This is a genomic window from Leptospira mayottensis 200901116 (assembly GCF_000306675.2).
Taxonomy (GTDB): domain Bacteria; phylum Spirochaetota; class Leptospiria; order Leptospirales; family Leptospiraceae; genus Leptospira; species Leptospira mayottensis.
The window spans coordinates 261,999-284,886 of record NZ_CP024871.1; the positions used below are offsets into that span (position 1 = coordinate 261,999).

The 22,888-nt window shown below is 37.6% G+C and carries 18 protein-coding genes; 10 read left to right on the forward strand and 8 right to left on the reverse strand.

Annotation, left to right across the window (positions count from 1 at the left end):
* Positions 1-695 precede the first annotated feature (695 nt).
* The 4 genes from LEP1GSC190_RS01255 to LEP1GSC190_RS01275 all read left to right on the forward strand — a co-directional run bounded on the left by LEP1GSC190_RS01255 (position 696) and on the right by LEP1GSC190_RS01275 (position 7,766).
* Positions 696-1,421, forward strand: coding sequence for a 7-carboxy-7-deazaguanine synthase QueE (locus LEP1GSC190_RS01255; RefSeq protein ID WP_002747113.1), 726 nt, complete (start codon positions 696-698; stop codon positions 1,419-1,421).
* On the forward strand, positions 1,422-4,271 hold the full coding sequence (locus LEP1GSC190_RS01260; RefSeq protein WP_002747125.1) for a DEAD/DEAH box helicase: 2,850 nt from the start codon (positions 1,422-1,424) through the stop codon (positions 4,269-4,271). It abuts the gene before it with no gap.
* A 79-nt stretch (positions 4,272-4,350) separates the two neighbouring features.
* Positions 4,351-6,759, forward strand: a complete 2,409-nt coding sequence (gene pheT, locus LEP1GSC190_RS01265) for a phenylalanine--tRNA ligase subunit beta (RefSeq protein WP_002747134.1) — start codon at positions 4,351-4,353, stop codon at positions 6,757-6,759.
* A 437-nt stretch (positions 6,760-7,196) separates the two neighbouring features.
* Positions 7,197-7,766 (forward strand): gamma carbonic anhydrase family protein, encoded by a 570-nt coding sequence (locus LEP1GSC190_RS01275; RefSeq protein ID WP_002747051.1) that lies wholly within the window; start codon positions 7,197-7,199, stop codon positions 7,764-7,766.
* A 262-nt stretch (positions 7,767-8,028) separates the two neighbouring features.
* On the opposite strand, the gene LEP1GSC190_RS01280 is transcribed toward LEP1GSC190_RS01275, so the two are convergent.
* From LEP1GSC190_RS01280 to LEP1GSC190_RS01295, 4 genes are all read right to left on the reverse strand, one after another.
* A complete protein-coding gene (locus LEP1GSC190_RS01280; RefSeq protein ID WP_036047914.1) occupies positions 8,029-8,508 on the reverse strand; it encodes a hypothetical protein in 480 nt (159 codons plus the stop codon).
* A gap of 61 nt (positions 8,509-8,569) precedes the next feature.
* Positions 8,570-9,208 (reverse strand): LIC_13215 family putative lipoprotein, encoded by a 639-nt coding sequence (locus LEP1GSC190_RS01285; RefSeq protein WP_002747040.1) that lies wholly within the window; start codon positions 9,206-9,208, stop codon positions 8,570-8,572.
* Between the two features lie 190 nt (positions 9,209-9,398).
* On the reverse strand, positions 9,399-9,977 hold the full coding sequence (locus LEP1GSC190_RS01290; RefSeq protein ID WP_002747038.1) for a cytochrome C oxidase subunit IV family protein: 579 nt from the start codon (positions 9,975-9,977) through the stop codon (positions 9,399-9,401).
* Between the two features lie 89 nt (positions 9,978-10,066).
* Positions 10,067-11,332, reverse strand: coding sequence for a hypothetical protein (locus LEP1GSC190_RS01295; RefSeq protein WP_002747068.1), 1,266 nt, complete (start codon positions 11,330-11,332; stop codon positions 10,067-10,069).
* 44 nt (positions 11,333-11,376) lie between these two features.
* On the opposite strand from LEP1GSC190_RS01295, the gene LEP1GSC190_RS01300 reads away from it, so the two are divergent.
* Entirely contained in the window at positions 11,377-12,171 is a 795-nt protein-coding gene (locus LEP1GSC190_RS01300; protein ID WP_086004799.1) for an LIC13212 family protein, read from the forward strand.
* 128 nt (positions 12,172-12,299) lie between these two features.
* Here LEP1GSC190_RS01300 and LEP1GSC190_RS01305 read toward each other — a convergent pair whose 3' ends face one another.
* Positions 12,300-12,509, reverse strand: coding sequence for a hypothetical protein (locus LEP1GSC190_RS01305; protein WP_002762460.1), 210 nt, complete (start codon positions 12,507-12,509; stop codon positions 12,300-12,302).
* A 444-nt stretch (positions 12,510-12,953) separates the two neighbouring features.
* On the reverse strand, positions 12,954-14,354 hold the full coding sequence (locus tag LEP1GSC190_RS01310) for an MFS transporter (RefSeq protein ID WP_002747100.1): 1,401 nt from the start codon (positions 14,352-14,354) through the stop codon (positions 12,954-12,956).
* 95 nt (positions 14,355-14,449) lie between these two features.
* On the opposite strand from LEP1GSC190_RS01310, the gene LEP1GSC190_RS01315 reads away from it, so the two are divergent.
* The 5 genes from LEP1GSC190_RS01315 to LEP1GSC190_RS01335 all read left to right on the forward strand — a co-directional run bounded on the left by LEP1GSC190_RS01315 (position 14,450) and on the right by LEP1GSC190_RS01335 (position 20,760).
* Entirely contained in the window at positions 14,450-14,677 is a 228-nt protein-coding gene (locus LEP1GSC190_RS01315) for a (2Fe-2S)-binding protein (protein ID WP_044094283.1), read from the forward strand.
* Positions 14,674-15,336: a RibD family protein gene (locus LEP1GSC190_RS01320; RefSeq protein WP_002762490.1), complete on the forward strand. Its 663-nt coding sequence runs from the start codon at positions 14,674-14,676 to the stop codon at positions 15,334-15,336. The genes LEP1GSC190_RS01315 and LEP1GSC190_RS01320 overlap by 4 nt, the downstream gene beginning before the upstream one ends.
* Before the next feature lie 17 nt (positions 15,337-15,353).
* Complete coding sequence (locus LEP1GSC190_RS01325) at positions 15,354-15,986, forward strand: biosynthetic peptidoglycan transglycosylase (protein ID WP_002747053.1); 633 nt, start codon at positions 15,354-15,356, stop codon at positions 15,984-15,986.
* A 194-nt stretch (positions 15,987-16,180) separates the two neighbouring features.
* Positions 16,181-18,781 carry a SpoIIE family protein phosphatase gene (locus LEP1GSC190_RS01330; RefSeq protein ID WP_002747114.1) on the forward strand — a complete coding sequence of 867 codons (2,601 nt, stop codon included), beginning with the start codon at positions 16,181-16,183 and terminating at the stop codon, positions 18,779-18,781.
* Positions 18,782-19,704: 923 nt separating this feature from the next.
* On the forward strand, positions 19,705-20,760 hold the full coding sequence (locus LEP1GSC190_RS01335; RefSeq protein ID WP_036047919.1) for a 2-dehydropantoate 2-reductase: 1,056 nt from the start codon (positions 19,705-19,707) through the stop codon (positions 20,758-20,760).
* Here LEP1GSC190_RS01335 and LEP1GSC190_RS01340 read toward each other — a convergent pair.
* A complete protein-coding gene (locus LEP1GSC190_RS01340) occupies positions 20,757-21,371 on the reverse strand; it encodes a DUF2062 domain-containing protein (protein WP_002747049.1) in 615 nt (204 codons plus the stop codon). The genes LEP1GSC190_RS01335 and LEP1GSC190_RS01340 overlap by 4 nt on opposite strands.
* An 8-nt stretch (positions 21,372-21,379) precedes the next feature.
* Entirely contained in the window at positions 21,380-22,171 is a 792-nt protein-coding gene (locus LEP1GSC190_RS01345) for a tetratricopeptide repeat protein (protein WP_002747120.1), read from the reverse strand.
* Between the last annotated feature and the right edge of the window lie 717 nt (positions 22,172-22,888).

Consider the following 22,888-nt stretch of genomic DNA (forward strand, 5'->3'; position numbering starts at 1 on the left):
CAAAAAAACTCAACACGGTTACTCCCGATATGGTCGCAACGTCTCCTAGGCAAGATGTAAAGTCCTAAAATGTAGGAGTTCCTACAATTAAGGTTATTGTGGATTACGAAATTTTTTATATAACCTTAAAAGAGGTTTTTCTACCAAGCAGAGACTAACGCAGATTATTCTACTCTGCGTGCAATCACTACCTTACTTACATTTCGGGGAATCGATTGTCAAATTTTTCGAAGTCCGGGCTCCTTGTTTTTATAACCCCTATTTGTTTTCTCTTAGAGCCACTGAATATTCTCCGAAAAACAAGCCAAAAAAAATCCATGAAAGAATCGGCTGTTTGAAATCTCTACTGATCCCTACATGATGGATGCCATGAATTTTGAGATAGATTCCTCGTTTAGGCGCAGAATTCCAGCATGTTGTTGTATAGTTTTCAATAGTCGTTTCTCTACGTACATCCATTCCTGCATATATTTTTCTTTTCACTTCTGTTGGTTTTTTTGTCTTGTGGTTAATGTTTTTCTTTGATTTAATCCACGTTTTTCATGTCCGGAGGCATCATTTTATCTAAGGAAAAAAATCCACGTCTTGAAAATGAAAGCTCCGGGAGTTGACCTCAAAAGGTGGGTCGGAAATTCTGGAATTTGCCTTTTTATTTTTTTAAGATCTTATTGTTTGCTCGAAGAAAAACCTTGTACTTGAAAGAACCCATGGACAATTTGAAAACTTCCGTACATGAAATTTATCTTTCTCTTTCTGGAGAAGGAATTTCGACAGGCATCCCAACAGTATTCGTACGTATGGCAGGATGTTCTCTTCGATGTGGAATGGCGACTGAAAGAAAGTTGTGGTGCGATACACCGTACGCTTTATCTGCGAGAGCTGGCGAGGAAATGGATTTAAAACGGGTTTTGAATCGAATTCAGGAATTGAGTCCGATATATACACAGGTTCTTCTAACCGGAGGAGAGCCTCTCGAAGGAAGGAATCGAGATTTCAGCTTCGTCTTAGGTAACGAAATTTTTAAAACTAGACAATCCTCCAATTTATATCCAAGACCGAGAGTGGAAACTAATGGAGCAGAATCGATTGAGGGATTGGATCAATTCGTTTTTACTTTGGATTATAAGCTTCCGGGGTCGGGTATGGAAAATCGAATGAATTTAAAAAATTTAGAAATTTATAATAAACGAAAGAACAAATTGGATGAGATTAAGTTCGTGATCCGCGATAGAAACGATTTTGAAAGATGTCTTGAAGTGATTAAAACTCATCAACTTTCCGGGAACCTTCTCGCTTCTCCAGTACAAGGAGAATTGTCTCCCGAAATTCTATCGGAATGGTTGAAATCCTCTTTAAGTTCAGGACTTCGTCTTTCCCTTCAAACTCATAAATACATTTGGGGCGATAAGAGAGGAGTTTAGTTGGAAGGCGCTTTACAACTCAGTCTCGACTTTGAATCTAAATCGCGTTCGGGATATAGAGGGGATTTTTGTTATCTTACTAATTCTCCGGAATCTGGAATTGGAAAGATCGTCTCTTCGATCGATGGTAAGGTTATGATCGAGTTTGGGGCGATCTCTTCTAAGAAGACGGTTTCGGAAAATTCCCCGTATTTAAAAATTCTTCCCGATTATCCCTCTCCTTTGAAAAACGTAGGCGAACAGGGAGAATTGATGGATCTCGCCCTGACCGCGTATGAGTTAAAACTGACCCATGCATTTGATAAACTTTCCGCGCTTTCCAATTCGAGAACTAGGCTTCTCCCGCATCAGATCGAGTCGACTTACATAGTAGTCAATAGTCTTCGTCCTCGTTTTATCCTCGCGGACGAAGTTGGTCTCGGAAAAACGATCGAAGCCGCTCTTGTGATGAAGGAGTTGATCTTTCGAAGAGGTTACAAGAAAGTTTTGATCGTAACACCTTCTCCGCTTTTGGTTCAGTGGCAGCAGGAGTTGAAGAATAAGTTCAACGAAGATTTTGAAATTGTTAAGCGAAGAAATTTTAGCACCGAAGGCGACAAGAACTGGAAAAATTTTCAACACATCATTACTTCCATAGACTTTATCAAAAATCCGAAGTACGCGGAGGAAATTCTCAAAACGAAGTGGGATATTGTTATCTTCGACGAGGCTCATAGACTCAGAAGAGATTATCATAAAATTACTCGCTCTTATCTTTTTGCGGAAAAAATCTCTAAAAAGTGCGAATGTCTTCTTCTCTTGACCGCGACTCCGTTTCGAGGAAAACTCGAAGAGCTTTATTATCTTATGCATCTGATTGATCCAAATATTTTGGGTCCGTACCATACATTCGTAAACGATTATATTCTAGGAAACAAAACCGACCTCAAAGATAAAATCTCCAAGGTTCTTTTAAGAAGAAGAAAGATAGAGGTGGGCGGGTTTACGAAACGATTTGCTAAAACGGTAAGAATCGAACTTTCTACCGTTGAAAGAGAATTTTACGAAGAGACTACGAACTACGTTAGACGAGAATATAATCTTGCGATGAGAACACAAAATCGGGCAATCGGATTCGTAATGATCGTATTTCAAAAGTTATTGGATTCTTCCGTGTTTGCGCTTATTTCTGCCCTTACCAAAAGAAAGTTCCTTTTGGAAAATCGGTTTCATCATATTCAACAAATGGAATATAAATTGGAAGAATGGGATTTGGACGAAACCGAAGACGTGGAAGAATTTGTTTCCGGTTTGGACGAATCCGCGCAACTCGATCTTCAAAGTTTAAAAAGGGAGCTTCTTTCTTTGAATCGGCTGATTCTTTTGGGAAAAAAAATCAAAGAAGACAAAAAATCGACCAAGTTAAAAGAAACGATCCTTAAACTTCGAAAAGAGGGACATTCGAAATTTATTATATTTACCCAATTTAGGACTACTCAGGATTTTCTGGCTTCCGTTCTTTCCGATTTTCAAGTCACCCTGTTTCACGGCTCTCTCGGAGCGGACGCAAAGGAAAAAGCGATTGTGGAATTTAAAACGAAAACCGAGATTCTGATTTGTACGGAAGCGGGCGGAGAAGGAAGAAATCTTCAATTTGCGAACGTTCTATTCAATTACGATCTACCCTGGAGTCCGCTCAAAATCGAACAAAGAATTGGGAGGATTCATAGATTTGGTCAGAAGGACAACGTGTTTATCTTCAACTTTGCCAGCAAGGATACGGTTGCGGAAAGAATTTTGGAAGTGCTCACGAATAAAATCCGTCTTTTTGAAGAGTCGATTGGATCTTCAGACGAATTGCTCGGTGCAATCGAGGACGAATTGGATTTTAATTCTTCCTTTATGAAATTTGTCACCGGCAATAAATCCAGAATAGAAATGGAGGAAGAGATTGATAATCGTATTAAAATCGCCAAGAAAGGTTTTGAAAAGTTAGGCGCTCTTGTAACTCCGAAGCTGATTGACTTCAATCTTTTGGATTATTACAATCACACACTCGAAGAACGTTCGTTTAATAATACTCACCTGGAAGAATTTATTTCTCGTTTTACCAAGATCTTTCCAGAAGAAGCGGGCTTTAAACTGATTCGGAAAAAACCTCAGATTTATGAGATCGATTCTTCCCAGTATAACGGGAAATACGGGACCTTCGATTCTGAACTCGCGCTTCAAAACGATAGTTTGGAGTTTTTGGCCTTCGGGCATCCGCTGATCGACAAAGCCGTTTCGTATCTGATTCAGAATCAAAAAGGACGCAGTATTTCTTTTCACTCTGTTTCTAATAAAGAATATTATGTTTTTCTTGTGGAGTTTCAGTTTACCCTCAATCGGGCGGAGCTTTTCTATTTTGAGACGAATCCAGAAACAGGTTCGGTGAGACAGATCGAAGAACTACCCGAAGAACTTAGAAAATCTCATTCTCTCTCTAAGTCTTTTGTCTCCGAATCTTCTCATGTCGAACTTCCTACCCATTTAGAAGAGAATTTAATTCGGACTTTTTTGGTTTTAGATGAAATTGTTGAATTTAGAAAAAAAGAACTCGGAGATCAAACTTTGGATCTTTTCCAAAAGGAAGAATTCAAAATCAGGACGAGTAATCAAAATACGCTCCGACAACTCGAAGAAAAATTGATGCGTCAAGAAGCCGCTTTCAAATGGGAAGGAAAGCCCGAAAAAAAATCAGCAATGAATCGGACTCGAAACGAAATTCAAAAGGTAAAAGAAGATTTTGATCTTGAACTTCGTAAGGTGAGAAATGGTAAAACCATTCAGCATCGTTTTCAGCTCTTTCAGGTGTATCTTCCGAACTGAGTCTAGAAGAGTTTTCCTGCTCGACATCCGATTTTAATCGAAGTTTCTGGACCTTAGTAATTGGAACGGAGTCGGCGACGTGAAACTTTCCTTAGATTGGATGAATGATTTTACACCTTTGAAGGAGGTGGGGCTTGATGTGATTTTAAATAAGATCGCAGTTTCCGTTTGTGAGATTGACGGCGTCATACCATTTCGTCCCGAACTGGACTTCGTAAAAATTGTAAGAATAGAATCTTTGGGCAAACATCCTTCTGCGGATAAACTTCAGATTGCGGAAGTGTTCGACGGAGGTTCTAAATCTCAAATCGTAACTGGAGCGACTAATGTAAAAGTGGGAGATTTGGTTCCTCTTGCGATTCCGGGAGCGAAACTGGGAGATAGGGAAATTTTAGAATCGGAACTCAGAGGAGTTAAAAGTTCGGGAATGCTCTGTTCGGAAAAGGAACTTTCCTTGTCGGAAGAAAGTAGTGGAGTCTGGATTTTGAACGGAATTGAAGGGGCCGAGATTGGCAAAACGATTCGTTCTTTCTTGCATTATGAAGATATTATATTTGATATAGATAATAAATCTATAACACACAGACCGGATCTTTGGAGTCATTTCGGTTTTGCCAGAGAACTCGCTTCTCAACTTCGATTGCCTATTGTGTTCAATCCATTTAAATCTCTTTGGAACTTTGATCTTTCGGTCGAACTTCCAAGAGTATTAGAAAATCAGAATGCGCATTCTTACTATGCTTCTTCGATTTGCGAGGTTTCAGTAACTCCTTCCAAGAGAAAATTTCAATCTCGGTTGCAGAAATGCGGGATTCGAGTCATCAACAATGTTGTGGATGTTTCTAATTACGTGATGTTGGAGATGGGTCAGCCGACTCATTTTTTTGATAAGAATTTTTTGGAAAGTCAAGGTGGGGTCTCTCTTGAAGTTTCCTACGCGAAGAAAGGGGAAAGTTTTGCGCTTTTAGATGAAACATCACCTTCTTTAGAGGAGGAAATTCTCCTCATTCGTAATCAAGAAAAACCGGTTGCGGTTGCCGGTGTAATGGGTGGAAAGGAATCTGCTGTTCAAAATACTACGACGGAAATCGTGATGGAGTCCGCGGTGTTTGCAAGAGAAAGAATTCGTAAATCCATTCGTTCCACTGGGATTCGTTCCGATTCTTCTGTTCGTTACGAAAAAGGACTCGAATCTACTACAACTCTTCCCGTAATTCGTCGTGCCCTCAATCTTTTAAAAGAGAACGGTTGTCCATCTTTGAAGGCCTCCGAGCCGGTCGGATTTTTACATACTCCACATAAGGAAGTTCGTATTCACACAGATATTCATTTTATCAATGCAAAGTTAGGAATTACTTTGTCTCAAGGAGATATAACGGATATATTAGAAAGATTGCATTTTGTGGTTTCTTGGAAGGGAGATCATCTTGAAGCGTTGGTTCCAAAATTTCGCCATAATTACGACGTGACTATTCCGGAGGACCTCGTGGAGGAAATCGGAAGAACCAGAGGTTACGATACGATTCAAGTATCTCCTTTGTTGGCTGAAATCAAAACTCCGATTAGAAATTTGAACAGGGAGTTGGAAAAGAAGTGCAAGGTATTTTTTGCAGGAAACCTTGGTTATCACGAAGTTTTCAATTACTCGTTCCAATCTCCTAGAGAAAACGAGTTGGATGGAAATCCTAAATTTTCGGTAAAGATTAAAAATGAAATGCCGGAAGAACAATCGGAACTTCGAAATTCTCTTTTACCTTCTCTTTTGAAAAACGTTCGCACCAATCAGGATCGATTTTCAGAAATCAAAATTTTTGAATTCGGTCGCGCTTATTTTAATGTACCCGAACCGGATAACGAAAAAAAGTTTTTTTCTTTTGCGGCTTCCTTTGATAGAAAAAATTCCGAGTCAGATCTGAAACTTTTGGAGGATGATTTCCTAAAAGTAAGAAAGCAAATTGAGTCTCTTTTGGAGTATATTAGTATTTTTGAATATATTTGGAAGACCGAATCGAAAACTTTCTTTCATCCTGGAGCGAGTTTGTCCTTGATCGTGGATTCTAAGCAGATCGGGAATTTAGGATATGTTCATCCCGCGGTTTTGGATTCTTTCGAACTCAAAAAAAGGGTAATCTACGGTTCTTTAGAATTCGAAAGGCTTGTGGAAATTTGGAATGCCAACCGTAAGGTTTCGCGATTTAATACTCCTTCTCAATTTCCGGAAGCCGAAATTGATATTTCGATTTTGATAGGAGAAAAGGAAAACACCAACTTGTTTACCGATCTCGTAAAAAGAGAAAAAATTCCGGAACTTCAGGAAGGTTGGGTGTATTCCCAATTTGCAGGTGGTAGTGTTCCGGATGGAAAAAGATCCGTGAGTTATCGTTTTCGATTGGTGAATTACGAAAAGACATTCACTCAGGAAAGAATCAAGGAAATTTCCGATCAATTAGTTGCTCTTGCTGGAAAGAACGGGTTCGTTTTAAGATAGTCTTTATTCAAAAAGGAGATTTATTAAGAGTCTGTCTCAAAAACCTTAAAAGAAATCAGTTATAATTGATTCAGTAAGTTCGTAATAAAATATAGAAGTTCCTGCAAATTACGTCCCTTTGGTAGTTTACGAGCTTTCAAGTACATTTTATAACTGTTAAGTTTTCCTATATTCCGAGGTTTTGGGACAAACTCTAAAATTTCGTTTTCGTTTAGGTAAAAATTTATTTTTATCTATTTCAGCGGATGTTGCACTGAAAAATTGCTCGAAACTGTATTCTAATTCTTCTGAGATAAAATTCGAAGAAGTTTTATTTTTTAGTGCTATTGGGAGTCTCTTTCCTAATTTTGATTCGTTAAGTTTTGAGATTAATTTTTGAACGTATTCCGCCTTTTCGTGCGGGAAAATACCCGGTTTCGGGAAGGATATAAATAAATATGAATATTCATGAAACTGCATTTATTCATCCTAAAGCGACCGTGATAGGTCATGTGGAAATGGGGCCGTATTCTTCCCTTTGGCCTGGAGTGGTCGTCCGTGCGGATATGAATCGGATTGTTCTAGGGGAAGGAGTGAACATTCAGGATAATTCTACTCTACATACGGATTCGAGTCGAGGAATTACGATTGGAGATTATACATTAGTCGGCCATAATACAATGTTGCACGGTTGTAAAGTCGGAAGAGGTTGTCTGATCGGTATTGGGAGTATCGTTTTAGACGAGGCTGAAATCGGAGACGGTGCAATGGTGATGGCTGGTTGTACAGTTCGTGGTGGAAAAAAAATTCCTCCGGGAGCAATGGTCATACAAAAGAAGGGAGAACTAAAAATTTTTGAAGGAAAAGCAAAGCCCGTTTTGAGCGTAGCCGGATGTTTGGAATACATTGCTCTTTCCGATCGATTTAAAAAAGGAATTTTCGGCCCTTTCACGTCGGAAGAAGAAATTGAATTTCAGAACAAGGCAAAAGAAATTTTAAAGGGAATGGGGATTTCTTTCAAAGGTTAAGATCCTATCGAGCGCCAATAGAAGCGAGATGCTGAGTTACTTCGAGCGCCAATAGAAGCGAGATGGTTTTAGTTTAACAGAAATGCAGAACTACTACAATTTTAAACAACAGGAAAAAAACGTTAATGCGAAGTAAAATGTGGGAACTCCTTCGTTTTATAAAAGATTCACGATGATATTTCTACCTAAGTTTAGGGACAAGTTCTAGGTTATATCGAACCCTCATTTTTTAAGATTTTTGTGATGCTTTCAGACTTTGAGTTTATCTTTTTCTGAATCCAAATTCCAAAAAGTTTTGGCGAAATAAAGCCGTGTTTTTCGGACTGAGAAGATTTACTTTTTTTCCTATAACCGTAATGTGGCAGTCGATATATTCATTTCCATAGGAGTCTCCTTCTTGAATTGAAAAATCAATGCTCGCAAATATTCTGCTTTGTTTGTTTGGTTTTTTGATTTGAAATGGAAGCTCTTTGTGACCTTTTCCATTCAATGAAATTTTGAACAAAGATATAAATTCGGAAGAAAACAGGCCGTTTGTGCCGAGAACAATCTGATAATTTCCGGGGTTTTTGGTGGGTAAGCGAATGGATAAAGACATGTTGTTGTGCATTCTGACGTTCAAATAAAACGGATAACTGGCAGCTTCTTCTTTAAAATAATTCGGAAGTGTAATATCATGACTCTGTATTTTATCCTTTGAAAATAGGGACAGAAGAAATATCCATAAGAGTAGTGGATTCATTTTGATTGAAAAAGTATCATCCTTAGGTTCTTTCTTGTCCTTTTAAAGAATATCGCTTAACTTACAATTTCACGAATTTTCCTAAAGTTTCACGGACTTTCGGTCCTTTGGATCGAGCGTCCGTTTCCAAGAAAGTACCGGTAAAGACGTGAGCTTTTCGATTCACGATAAAAATTCTTTGATAGTTATGAAGTTTCAGATTTTTACCGCCGACCGATTGCTCAAATCTGCTTTCTAAAAGTACACTTTCTATACCGTGAATTTTTGATTTTTTCGGTGGATTGGTCATTTCGTACTTTTGAAGCACGGAAGGATAAAGACCCGTGATTGCGGCGATATAATCGTCTAATGTAAACTCTCTCGGTTGTTTGGAAAGATCTTCCATCGTATAATTGATATTTGTGTTGAATGTGTTCGCTTCTGGCTGGGGATATTCAAAAAGAAAAAAGTTGATTCCTACAACTTCTAAGGCTTTTTTAATTGTACCTGAGTTGTCCGAGTGTGATGCCGTTTGTTCGGCTTGGTTTAAAAGTTTTGGATCGTCGTTAAAGTTCCAATCTTCATAATCAAGTCCGAGTCCAAGCGATGGAATCTCGACTATTTTCGCATTGGGATTTTGTACATGTTCCTTTTTGCAATTAAGGATAGTAAGTGCTAAAACGAAAGATATTGGGAGAATACGGATTAAATTTTGATTCATACGATAGGCGCTCCTAGGAAATGGAAAAAGAACTTCTTGGTGGAAGTAACGAGTCAATTCATTTATTTCAATTCACTAAAATAATGGAAACTTTTATCGGTAGCGGTTCCTTGAATTTTAAAACATATTCAAAGAAATAAAAAAGCCGACCTTAAAAGATCGGCTTTTCAAGAATGAATCGATTTATCGATTAAAATGCGAAAGAAAGTAAGACCTTAAATCTTGTAAAAATATCCGCAGCGGAAAATCCGAAGAGGAGGAGAAGAAAGAAAAAACCGGAACCGAAAATCACTCGATTCATGATTGTATCGTATTTAAGGTGCATAAAATAACCGAGCACTAAAGAAGCCTTTGCGGTTGCTACCGCCATCGCGATAATTACGTTCATCGCTCCGAAGTCGATTCCAGCAACCCACACGGTAACAAAAGTAAAGAAGATCAAAGTGGCAAAAATTATAGAATAAGTTTTTACCGAAATGATGTGATGCGAGCCGTGATTTTCTTCCGCCCGGACGACAGGAGTGCCTTTTAACTTTTCCTGACCTTTTAAAATCGCGTCTTGAAGGGCTTTTCCAAGTTTATTATCTTTATTTCGTGAGATGAAATCTTGAAGTTTGTTTTCTTCTAAAACTTGGGAAAGAAAGTTAATTGTAAATCCCGCGAGAGTCGCATTGACGATCGCTCCGGCTCCGATTACAAATCCGGTAAAAGGGATCAAAAACCCGATGCTAACAATTATGTAAAGAGCGTAGTTTAAAAACAGTTCCATTTTTTACCCTGAATCTAAACCGCAGAAATTGCGGATGGTTGATAACGTACAACCATCCTGCCAAGGTCTAAAAAAGCCTCAAGTACATTTCAGTGTAGAATTCGTTTCTTCCACTCGTAGTAAAACTTTTCAATTCTCCTTTGCATCGTTTCTTGAGAATTTTCTAGAAAGCTTAGAAGAATCCAGGAAATTCCATAAGATTTTCCGGATGCAAATCGGTCTGGAGTTAAAGGAAGAATTTCAATTCCCCTTGTCTTACCCCAACTTGAAATCCATTCCGAATATTCTGGAATTCTTTCTTTCAGTTGCAAAGGAAGAATGGAAAGATTCTTACCGAATTCTTTCCTTTTTTCTTTAAAAATAGGGAATTTTGAAAGTTCGAGTAAAATTCTTCCCATAGACCATCTATGATTCGTTTCGCTGATTCTTTGTATCTTCTTTATGTTTTGAGAATTGAATTCAAAACCATCAAGTGAAACTGGGCCTTCATATTCAGAAGAAAAACTTTTTGATAATTCTTTTACAATTGGCTCAAGAAGGAAAAAAAGGCGTTCGGATTCTTTTTCCGAAGGGAGATAAGCGCCGTTATACTTTCCTTTTTCGTCGCAGATCTGGATTGTACTTCCACAAAAGGTGGAAACTCCTCGGGAAAAATCATAGAGGCCTGAAAAGTCATACGTTCTTAGAACCCAAGGTTCCACGACACAAGGAAACCAAGAAAAAACTTTCTTTGAATCAAACTCTTCCCAATTCTCCAAAGCAATGGAAGAGAATTTAAGAATTTTATGTCTCCCTGAAAAACTAAACTCCGGTTTGAGGACAATTTTGTCCGGTTGTAGTTCCGACCATTCCGAAATCAATGTGGAAAGGTAAGGAGGCTTCTCTAAAATTTTTGCGTTTATATCTTGAAAACCCCGTTCTGATTTCCAACGGGTCAAAAGGATTTTGGAATTTAATCTTTTAGAAAGTTCTGCTTTTTGAGGAGAGTAAAGAATTTCACCCGAATCATTCAGATCGGAAATCGAACCCCATTCTTCCCAAGTTCGGATCGAATCGATCGGTGAAGATTGAAGATTCTTGTCAGAATTTCTTTTTAAGAATTGAGACTTGCAAAATCGAATTCCTCTTCTTTCCCAAAATTGAGTCCAATTTGGATCGGAAGGTTCACTTAAAAAAAACGTCGTTGATGAATCGTAAATCGATTGGAAGAAAAAAAATAGATTTTCCAAGGACCGGTTTTTTAAATCCAGTTTTTCCGGAGCGACATTTTCGGACCTTAACTCTTCCTCAAAAAATCCGTTGAATCTACAATAACGAGTCATAATATCCTGAAAATTTTTGGTTTGTAAAATCAAGAATGGGGGATCAGAATTTCGATAATTTGGATAAGAGTAAACCTATGAACATCCGTATTTTATCATTTCTGATTATTCTTTCCATCGCAGGTTTGGGAGCCGCGCCAAATAAGGTACTAACTCTGGAAGAAAAAGAAGAATTAAAACAGATCGAAACCGTACGTAAAGGCGGTTTTACGGATATCGAAGTGGATAATCTTCATGCGTCGATTGCCGGGAATATTCTAAGAATTAATAATCTCCTCGGAAACGAAACCTATAAAAAAGCCCTTCGTTATATTGAGGACGAACCTCGTGAAGCCGTAAAGTTTTTATTCCAGGATAAAGAGAATAAACAATATCTTGAGCTTGATTTAGGTCTCGGTCAATCATTTGCCGATTATCCCAAAACGTATCTCTATCAATCCAAAATTTATATTTATCCGGGAACGGACGGACAATCCTTGGACAAAATCATTCTTCAGTTTAAAAGAACGAACGCAAAGGGGGAAGTTTTCATACGAGAAATGAGACGTCTGATTAATAATTCTCCCAAAGGACCGACTTTTTTAGGGGATGGGAAAAGAACTCCGAACAACAACAGTGAAATTCTTTTGGAGTTCTTTTCGAGCCATGACACGGATTTTCTTTGGCCCGATAATCCAATGCAACCCGTTCCGGCGAGTGTGGTCACAAAATTGCACGATGCTACAAATCCTCTTCCTTATAATAAACAAAGACAAATCATTCTTCAATACAAAAGATATTTGAGAAAAGTGGATAAGATGGTAGCTCTTAAACTCCACGCTATGGAATTGGATCAAAAAATTATGATTTCCAAAATGCTTGAGTTTCATTGATTTTCGTTTTTCTATTTGGAATCTATTCATTAAAAAATTCAAAGACCGAGTTAGAGTTAATTGACGTTTTTAAATGAGTTGTTAATTCGGAAGTAAGGATATCAGGAAAAGGGGAAATCGATCTGAGATTACTTTTTGATTAGGAAGTCGCTGATGACTTTCTCTTCAGTAAGATATTTCTTGTTGAGATAGGAAATTGCGAGGTTGATAAATCTTGGAACTTCTTTTCCGGCTTCCAATAGATCCAATTTTGTCTGAGTCAACTCGTCAATTGTTGATAAAGCTAATTTACGCTGACTCTGATGTGATTCGAACTCATCTTCGATTTGAAAAGTCATTCCGATCCTTTGCCTTTATGAAAGAATAGCGTGACTCTGAAAAAAAGCAAGCCATTCCTACTACTTCACTTATAGGAAGGTGGATTGAAACAACCTAATTCTTATCTTTTTCTTATGTGCTTCTGCAAAAATAAGTACTTAAAATGAAAGTAAAAATAGAAATAATATTTATAATTCTCGAACAATCTTTTCGGTTGTTAAATTTTTATAGGAGTTCCCGAATTCCAAGATTTAGGATCAGCTTTTAGTACAAGTTTAAATTTTTAATTGAACTCGGTTTAAGATACGATTAAGAGTCTGTCTTAAAACTTCAAAATGTAGGAACTACAATTTGAAACGGGAGGAAAAAACCTCCGATCCGACTAATCTGTGGAAACTTCCCACATTTTTTTAGAAACTTGCCGGATCGTTTAGAAATATTTTTTTAAGGTTTTAAGACGGGTTCTAAGTTTCCTGATAATCGATAGCAGCTTGAATTCCTCTTTTTTCATCTACGAGAAAGTTGATGAGAAGAGAGACGATAAAAAAAACGGAAACTACTAAAAAGGAATTTCTTAAATCGAAAAGAACTTGCAATCCCCCGACTGCGACGAGACCAAATGCTCCGGCTATCTTTCCGGACAAACCCCAAAGACCGAAAAATTCTCCCGATTTGGATTCCGGGGCAAAAAGACCTATGATCGCACGACTTGCAGATTGTGTGGCTCCGAGCCCGGTTCCGGCAAATACCGTCGTTCCTACGAACACCCATTGTTGTGTGGTCGGAATCCCGATTTCGATTAAAAATGCGGTTAGGTCTTTCACCCAATAGATTAGTAACAAGCAAATAATCCATAAGAAAAGTGTAATATTGAAGGTTTTCTTCGCACCCATTTTATCTTGAATATAACCGAATACAATTGCTCCGATTGCGGCAAAAAGTTGGATCAATAAAAACATTGCGATCTCATGTTTTTCTTCCGTTTTGATCTCCTGTGCACCGTAAATAAAAGCAAAACTGATTACAATTCCAAGTGCGGCCATCGCAAAAAACAGAGACACAAGATATAAAGCCATATCGCGGAACTTGTGAATTTCTTTCATTGTGGAAGTTACTCTTTCGATTCCGATTTTGAGATAGGAAAGTCCTTCCGGTTTTTCTTTTCCTGCGGTATATTCTCTCAAAAGAAGAAAGGTAGGAATTCCCGCAAATAAAAAGAAAAATGCGGTATAAGGACCGACCAAACGGAGACTATTGAAATTTGCTATGGTCTTAGGACCTAAAGTATTGACTAATGCTACGGCAGCGATTCCGCCGAAGTATCCGATTCCCCAAGCGTAACCTGAAATTTTGCCGAGATCTTCTTTCGGTCCTAAGTAGGGAAGAAAGCTGGAGGCAAAGTTTTCTCCTGAGGCAAAAAAGAAATTGGAAAAAATGATGAGAATGAAGGCCAATAGATATTGCCCGGGAGTAATTACGAACCAGAGGGCGCCCGTTGAAATAATGCAAAAGATATAGCTGTAAAATAGGAACTGCTTTTTACGTGCGGAATAGTCGGTAATTGCCCCAAAAATGGGTCCCGTTATGACTACAAGAAGATAAGAAATTGCAAGAGCCATCGACCAAAGGAGATTTCCGTATTCAAACGGATTTTCCTCATTTGAGGAGGAGGGAACTACCAATTGACTGAAAATAATTCCGTATGTTACGCTGATAATGACGGTAGTATAAGATGAGTTCGCAAAATCGAACATGCACCAACCGAGAATTTCTCGAAATGGGGCTCTTTTGATATTCTGCATAGCTTGCCTTTTTGTTTCTAACTGGAAATTTCGAAAGATATTTTTTCGAAAACCGAGTGTCAAATGAAAACCTTAAAAAATTTCTCTTGCATAAGATTTTTAGAGTCTCTAATCTGAATCAGAAATCACTTTTTGATTGTCCAATTAAGTATAAGAATATGGATTCCTCTTTTTTTAGTCAAGTAGACCTATGTCAACTCATGCGTCCTCGTAAAGTTTGTGTATGCAATCAAGTATCTGAGGAAGAAATTCTAATGTCGATTCGAAATGGAAACGATACCTTGCAAAAGCTCATGGATGATACCGGGGCTTCTACTGGTTGTGGAACCTGTATGAATTCGATCCGTAAAATTTTAGCTCGAGAACTGAACGTTCCGAGGATATGACTTCACTTCCTAACGTATCAATCAATATGGCGATGACCCTCGACGGGAAAGTTTCTCGTCCCGATAAAAGGTGGTACGGACTTTCTTCCAAAAACGATAAAAAGAGAATGGATGAGATTCGTTCCAAGGCGGACGCTTTAATTCTTGGGAAAAATTCTATTATCAACGATGATCCAGTCATTCATCTTCGTTACGTTAAAGACGTTAAAGACCCGCGTCCTGTGATTCTTCTCAGATCTGGAACTCTTCCGGAAGATAAAAAAGTATTCCGTTTTTCTAAACAATCTCCGTTGATTTTTTGTCTGAATGAGAATTATTCTTCTGTACTAAATAATCTTTGTTCTGTTGCGGAAATTATTTCTCTTCCTGGAAACGATTTGAGCCCTCTGGAGGTTCTTAAGGTTCTCTCTCAAATGGGTTATCGAGAGATTCTTTTAGAAGGGGGGCCCTCTCTTAATGATTCCTTTTTTCGATTGGAACTTATCTCAAGAATTTATCTCACAATCGTTCCTTTTCTAATCGGGCAAAAGGATCTTCCTTCGATCACTGGCGGGCTTAAGGAGTATTTGAATTTTGATCGAAAAAAATGGGATCTAATTTCTTCTGAAGTATTAGAAAATGAAGTTTTTCTAATATATCAAAAATCTTCGGAGTTCTAAAATTTAATTCTGAATTTATGGGACAAAAGGAATTATTTTACGCTTTTTGTTTGAGAATTCTCCCGATTTTTTTTGTATTTGTTTTAATTTATGAACAATTTTTTCCGGAAAGAAAAATTTTGGTACAACAGGATCGATTGGTCTATTTGCCGGATCAAAAAGAATCGGTTCCGCTCGAACTGGAATGGATTCGGCTTTCGGAAATTCCCGAAGAATGGATTTTATATACCGTTCAGGTAGAGGATAAAAGGTTTTATTTCCACAAAGGGTATTCCATTTCGGATATTCATTCTACGTTTATTTCTTCCGTCTTATTTTTTCGAAAAATGAGAGGCGCAAGCACGATCACTCAACAATTGGCCCGAACGCTTTTTTTGTCTAGGGAAAAATCTTTATCTAGAAAATGGAAAGAAATTCAGATCGCTTCTGCATTGGAAGACGAGCTCGGAAAGAACATGGTTTTGGAATATTACCTCAATTGCGTTTATTGGGGTAGGGGAATGAACGGTTTGAATTGGGCGTCTCGATATTATTTTAAAAAAAAGCCGATCGATTTGGACACAAATCAATTTAAAGCATTGATTCAAATTTTAAAAAGACCTGATGCCTATACTCGAGAAGAAGTGATTTCACTTTCGAGAATATTGTAATTATCGAGCGACAAAACTCAAGTAACGCCTCACTGGATGGATCTCCGGTTCAAGAACGTTTGATTTGAGTGTGGGAGGCATCGGCTTTTCTGGAACGAATTCTTATTTTAAAAGACGTTTATTAATCCTTGCAAAATAAGAATAATACGTTATGCTATCATTTATTTTTTGAAGGAAAAATTTGAAATAACATTATGAGACCAAATGAAAATTTTTTTTACGATCGATTTCTTTGGCTTGTTATATTGTTTATATCCACTCCGGTTTTTGCATTTCCGATTAATCTCACAGAAGATTGGAAACTCGCTTCTGGAAGAAATCTAGATACTTCGGTCGAAGACATCTCCTGGAAAAAATTAAAATCCCTTCCGATTCCAAAAGAGGCGGTTCAATCTTTCCCTTTGACGAGAGATACAATTTATACTTTAACTTTATTGAAAACTTTTGAAATTTCCACACAGGAAGTTCAAGAACTTGCTTTGGACGGACTTTCGATTCATTTCCCTTTCTTGTCAAATGTCTACGAAGTTTTCTTTAACGGAAAGAAAATCGGCGAGGGAGGTTCCATTTTAAATGGAAGGATCGTTAGGAATGGATTTAAGAGGCATGTAATTCTTCCGATTCCCGAGAATAAAGTGAAGATCGGTACCAATGAAATCAGAGTAATTTTGTCGTGGAATCCGGGTGAGGAATTAGATGTATATGCGAGTTTTGATTCCGCGCCTCTTGTGGTGGATTTGCAATCTCAGAACCTATCGATTTTGTCTGAACGTCCTAGACTAATACTGTCGTTCTTATATCTATTCGTCGGATTTTACCACTTCTTGTTTTATTTTAAACGTCCCAAGCAAAAGTACGATCTGTTCTTCGGATTGTTTTCGATGTTTTTTTCGGTTTATATTTACCTTAGAAGTAACGCCGTCTACGAGCTCGGTTTAGATCCGCTTTTACAGATGAAGTTGGAATATATGGTAATTTTCAACATAACGGCTTTCTTTCTTTTGTTTCTAGATACGTTTTTTGAATCGAAGGTAAGTTTCGTCTCTCGATTCTATCAGTTTTTCGCGCTTATACTTACGTCTTTAATCCCTTTTTCAAGTAGAGCTGTTTGTTTATTTCTTTTGCAGATCTGGCAACTTTCCGTTTTTGTATTTGCTTTGTATTCTCTCCTCATCATGATACGGGCTTTGATTCGGAAAAATCGGGATTCCATTCGTTTGATTACGGGTTTTATCATTCTTTTAGTTTCGGCAATTGTCGATCTCTTAGGTTCGATGCGATTGGTTTCTGGTTTAGAAAATTATGGACTTCTAAAGTATGGTTTTTTTGTGTTCGAACTCGGAATTGTGTTCATTTTGGCGAATCGGTTTTTGAGAGTTCATAACCAGGTGGAAGAATTGAATTTAAACCTGGACCGAAAAGTAAAAGAAAGAACAAGTCGGTTGCAAGACACATTAAATCAAATTCGGGAGCTTAAGATTCATCAGGACGGGGATTATTTTTTAACCTCTCTTATTCTGGACCCTTTAAATAGATATAATGTTCGAAATGATTTCATCGTCGTGGAAGGTTTCAGTCGTCAAAAAAAAAGATTCGAATTTAAACAGTGGAAAAAAGAAATCGGCGGAGACATTGTTATCGCCGATGAGGTCGTTTTAAAAGATAGAAAGTATCTCGTTTTTGTAAACGGTGATGCGATGGGAAAATCCATTCAAGGAGCTAGCGGAGCCTTAGTTTTAGGAGTTGTATTTCGTTCTTTCGTGTCTAGAACGAAAACTGTTTCTTCCTATTATTCCCAACCTCCCGAGCTATGGCTCAATGAATGCTTTTTGGAACTTCAGAATATTTTTGAGGCTTTTGACGGATCGATGTTAGTTTCTGTCGTACTGGGTTTAGTGGATTTGAAATCCGGGATTCTGTTTTTTCTAAATGCAGAGCATCCTCCGACGGTTCTTTACAGAAACGGAATCGCTTCCTTCATTGAGGATAAATTAGAACTACGTAAAATAGGGATTACCGGCTTAGAAAGTAAGATGAAAGTAAAGACCTTTTTTCTTGAAAAAGGAGATTCTATTTTTGTCGGTTCGGATGGAAGGGACGATCTTTTATTGGGAATCGATCCAGAAGGGATTCCTATGATCAACGAAGACGAATTTCAATTCTTAAAAAGGGTGGAAGAATCCGAAGGCGATCTTGATTTGCTAGTTAAGGGAATCCAAAATTACGGAGAGTTAACGGACGATTTGAGTATCGTCAAATTATCCTATCTCAAAGAGCCTGTTCGTTTGGAATCCATTTCTAATAATAACCTTTCTTTTAAATTTCCGGACGAAACGTATTTTAAATATCTTCAACCCGAAAATCGGGAAAACACGATTTATCACCTTGAGAATCTAACAAGTAAGATTTCTAACGAAACGATACCTCCCGTTTTTAAAAAAGAACTGGCTAAACTATATTATAAAGCCGGAAAATATGAAGAAGCTCTATCTTTGTTTGAAGAGTTAATTTCGGAGTTTCCGGAAGATGTGGAAATAATATTTAACGCTTCTTTGATTCACAAAAGATTTGAACGCTTTCATCAGGCGATTGAGTTAGGTGAGAGAGTTTTATTAAGAGAACCGGAATTCCTGGACAACATTGTGCATCTTGCGGAATCTTATCTTATAGTCCGCAAAAGGGAAGCGGCCCTTAAGTTGTTGGAAAAAGTCGACCGATTGGATCCAAACAATTCTAATGCGAAGAAGATCAGGATTCAATTAGATTCTTCGATTCCAGATCATCGAAATGGATAGAGTTTATGATAAACTTTCCTACAAATTTGTATGTTTCTTTGAACGATTCGATTGTTAAGAAATAGTTCCAGATCTGAGAACATTCTATCGAGAAAAGTTTATATCATGAAGTTTCGTATAAGGTTATAAGCGATTATTTTCAAAGTCTTGTATTGTAAGTTTTGCTCTCGTGAATGCTTTCGATAAAAATATCCGTAATTTCAGAGCGATTGGAGCTGATTTGAAAAATGTTAAAAGTGTATAAGAAATAAATTAAGAACTTGTTTTAAGATCTTGGAATGTGGAAACTCCTGTAGGAATTGAACGACTAAAAAGTCTGTTCGAAACTTCCCAATTTACCCAAGACGACGTAATCTGTGAGAACTCCTGTGCTTTGAGCGATTAAAATTGGTATGAATTGCAACCGTAATGTTGTCTTGATCCTTGAAACACAGGAGTTCCTGTAGGGATTTGCGGAAAAACTAGGACGTTATCTACATTGAACTCACGTTATTTTAAGATTTTGGAATAAGGCCTATAAATAGGAGATTTACTTTTAAAAAGCAACTCTATGAATTGAAGGATAAAATAATACATTTCTGGTTTAGAAGGAATATATCATCTGAAAACGGTTTTGAATTTTATAAACCGATTCGAAAGCACTCGAAGCGCAGAACTAACTTTTGTTATTTTGAAAGGAAATTCTTTTTCTGAATTCTTCTAACAACGAACGGTTTCGGCCTAAATTTTTAACTCAGTGCATTAAACACTAGGAGAGAGAAACAAAGTATATTTTGAAGAAATAAAAAATCTGAATCTTAAAGCGAATGGGTATTTAAAATTCACGAATTGATTTTATGAAGGGAGTGAACTTTTATTTTTTTCCCGATTTACTACAATAGTTGTAGAATTAAATCTTAAATTCTGATTTGATGCGTATTTCCATGAGTCTTTCTTTTGCAGTTTTAGGTTCCGGAAGTATCGGGACATATATTGGTTGTAGGTTGTCGGCGGCGGGAAATGTAGTGACGCTTTACGGTAGGGAAAGAATTCGGAATGAACTGAAGACTTTCGGCGCGAAAATCACCGATTATACGGGTAAAGAGATTTTACTCCCTCCCGGTTCGATTTCTTTTTCCACGTCCCTTTCGAGTGTCTCAGATGCGGACGTTTTTTTGGTTACTGTAAAGTCCAAGGACACCAAGGACCTTGCCGGGGAACTCAAAGGAATTCTTGAAAAAAGGCAAAGTAAACATTCTATTTCGTATTCAATTCCGATTATAGTCAGTTTTCAAAACGGAGTTCGAAATGCTGAAATTTTAAAAAAAGGGCTCGAAGGTATTCCTGTGGAAGTTTTAGGGGGAATGGTTCCCTTCAACGTTGTTTCCAAAGGAAATGGTCATTTTCACAGAGGTACGAGCGGAAATCTCGTGATCGAACATTCCAAATCTTCTCGTTCTCTGAAGAGGATTTTTAACCAGGCTGGACTTCCGACCAACACTCATAAAAGTATAGGAGGAATTCTTTGGGGCAAACTCATCTTCAATTTAAATAATTCCTTGAATGCACTTTCGGGACTCACCCTAAAGACCGAAATATCAAAACTGGGTTATCGAAAAATTCTTTCTAAATTGATGAAAGAGTCCCTTGATATTCTAAGACTTGCTGAAATTAGGCCGATTCGTTCCGGAAAGATGATTCCAAGTTTGGCCCCGACCATTTTGAATCTCCCGGATTTTCTGTTTTTCAAAATCGCCTCCAGCATGGTAAAAATCGATCCAGAGGCAAGATCTTCTATGTGGGAAGATCTGGTTCAAAAAAGATCGACTGAAATCGATTCTTTGAACGGGGAAGTGGTTAAACTCGCGGACGTGATGGGACATCCTGCTCCTTTAAATCGGGAAATTATAAGATTGATTAAAGAAGCGGAATCGAATCCTGAAATTTTAAATATGAGCCTGGAAGATTTAGCTGAAAAACTGAATATCAAATTGAATTAATTTTTTAGAATATTCCAAATTGATACATTTTTGTTCGCTTCTTTTCGGACATATTTTTCTTCCCATTCTTTCAGGCTGATCCCCTCTTTTGCAGCCTGTTTTTTACGAAACCCGTTGAGAAGAACTTTCGTAAGCGGATAACCGACGATCGCAGACGGAACTCCAATTAAAAAACTGCCCAAAAACGTAGGCGGTCCCATGTCGTTTATCAAAAATGTACTCCAATATTTTAAACCTTCGTAGAATCCCAAGGAGTTGGAATGATTGATGACTTCCGAAATTCTTGCAAAATTCATAGCGGATATATTCCAACCTAACACGTTGTACGCGGCAACTCCTGTGATGTAAAAGATGTAATAAAAAAAAGGAAAAGTAACCGGGTTTGTGATCCAGATCATGGCGATAGAAATCGGCATATAAAAACGGATTCGGATCAATCCTAAAAGCACCCAGGTAATTAACCCAAGATACATCTGAATTCCGACCAAAGGTGTAAGTGACCAAAAAAGTCCGATGGACGTACCTAAACATACTTCTTGAACGGGAGCGTGCGATTTTTGAAACGGAACTATGACTTGTTGATGAAAGAATCTATATACTGCTTTTATCATATTTGAAATCAGAGATTGGATTTAATTCTTTCCCCCATATAAGTTTGCAATGCATCCAAGTATTCCTTATGAAGAGGGAAAATCTCGATTGCTTTTTTGATTTCCGCTTCCGCTTTTACAGGATCTTTTTTCTTTTCAAAATAGAACTTGGACAATAGGAAATGAGATTCGGATTGAAACGCCTTGGCGCGAAACGATTTGGAAACCCCTTTTTCCAAATAGGAAATTGCTTCTTCCCAGTTTCCTTCCATGATCAGGCACAAACTAAAACCGTAGTATGCATCTCCTTTATCGGAAAGGGAAATCGCGTTTTGAAATTCGCTTAAACTTTCTTTTCTCAAATTTTGTCTGAGGTAAAGGCTTCCGATATTCTCATGAATAAGCGCTTCAAAGTCCGGTCCTTTTTTCTTTGCGAGTATGAGGGCCTCTTGGTAGGTGGTCGCTGCTTCTTTGTATTCTTTGTTGGATTCGTATATAAGACCAAGCCCTCTTTTGCAATCCAAGGATTTAGAATCGAGGGCAAGACATTTTTTGAAATCGTTCATCGCCGCGATTTGATTCTTTTGAAGGTAACGAATCCAACCGCGAATGTAAAGTAATTCGGCGGTATTTCCTTTGAGCTTCAGATTTTCTTCCGCTTTTTGAAGTGCTTCCACGAGATTTTCTTTTTCGGTAAGATCCCGAATTTCCAAGATGGGGATTGATTCTTTTTTATTGCAATTTACGATCGAAAAAAATAATTCAATCGCGACAAAGAAGGTATTCAAAAGAATTTTTAAGCGGATATTGAATCTGTTCATGTTTTATTTCAAATCCTATCTCTTTAATTATACAGCCGTTTAAAATTTTGAGAAGTTATCTTCCCCACTCAGAAAGAATCCAAGATCGTTTTAATAAACGCAATCGGAAAAAAGGATCCATATGGGTTCTTCGGAAATTCAATGACCGATTCGGCAGGTCTTTTTCCTGTTTCGGTCGGCTTTAGGAAATTCAATTGGACATATCTTTTGGGATTTTAGAACGATTGTAGATCAATGAGAATCAAGATTCGTTATACTTTTACAATGCGAAATTAAAGCTGGGTTTGCGAAACTCCGCACCTACAGACCGAAGTTTTCCTTTTGTACAAAAGAAAAGTTCTTGGGAAGAGAAACTAAAACGCGGGTGGGCCTTCCTAAGTCAGGTTTTGATTGTCATGGCATTTGTAATAGCTGCTTCGTATTTTATCAGAAGTTTGAAACTGAAGTACTTATAAATCTCGCATCGAATCATACCGATATGTGATAACTCTTTGGAGTCTCTTCCAAGAACTGATCCTCGACGGTGTAAAAGCTGACTCACTCTTTTCAAGGAAGGGCAAATTTTTTTAGACTTTGTTTAATAGGAATGATTCCAATATTTTGACAATATATCATTTATTTTAACATAATATTATTTAAAAAAACAAAAAAGACTTAAGTTATCTATATTTTTTTTAACTTTAATCTTACGTCAGTTGTTATATGCAATTGACGCCT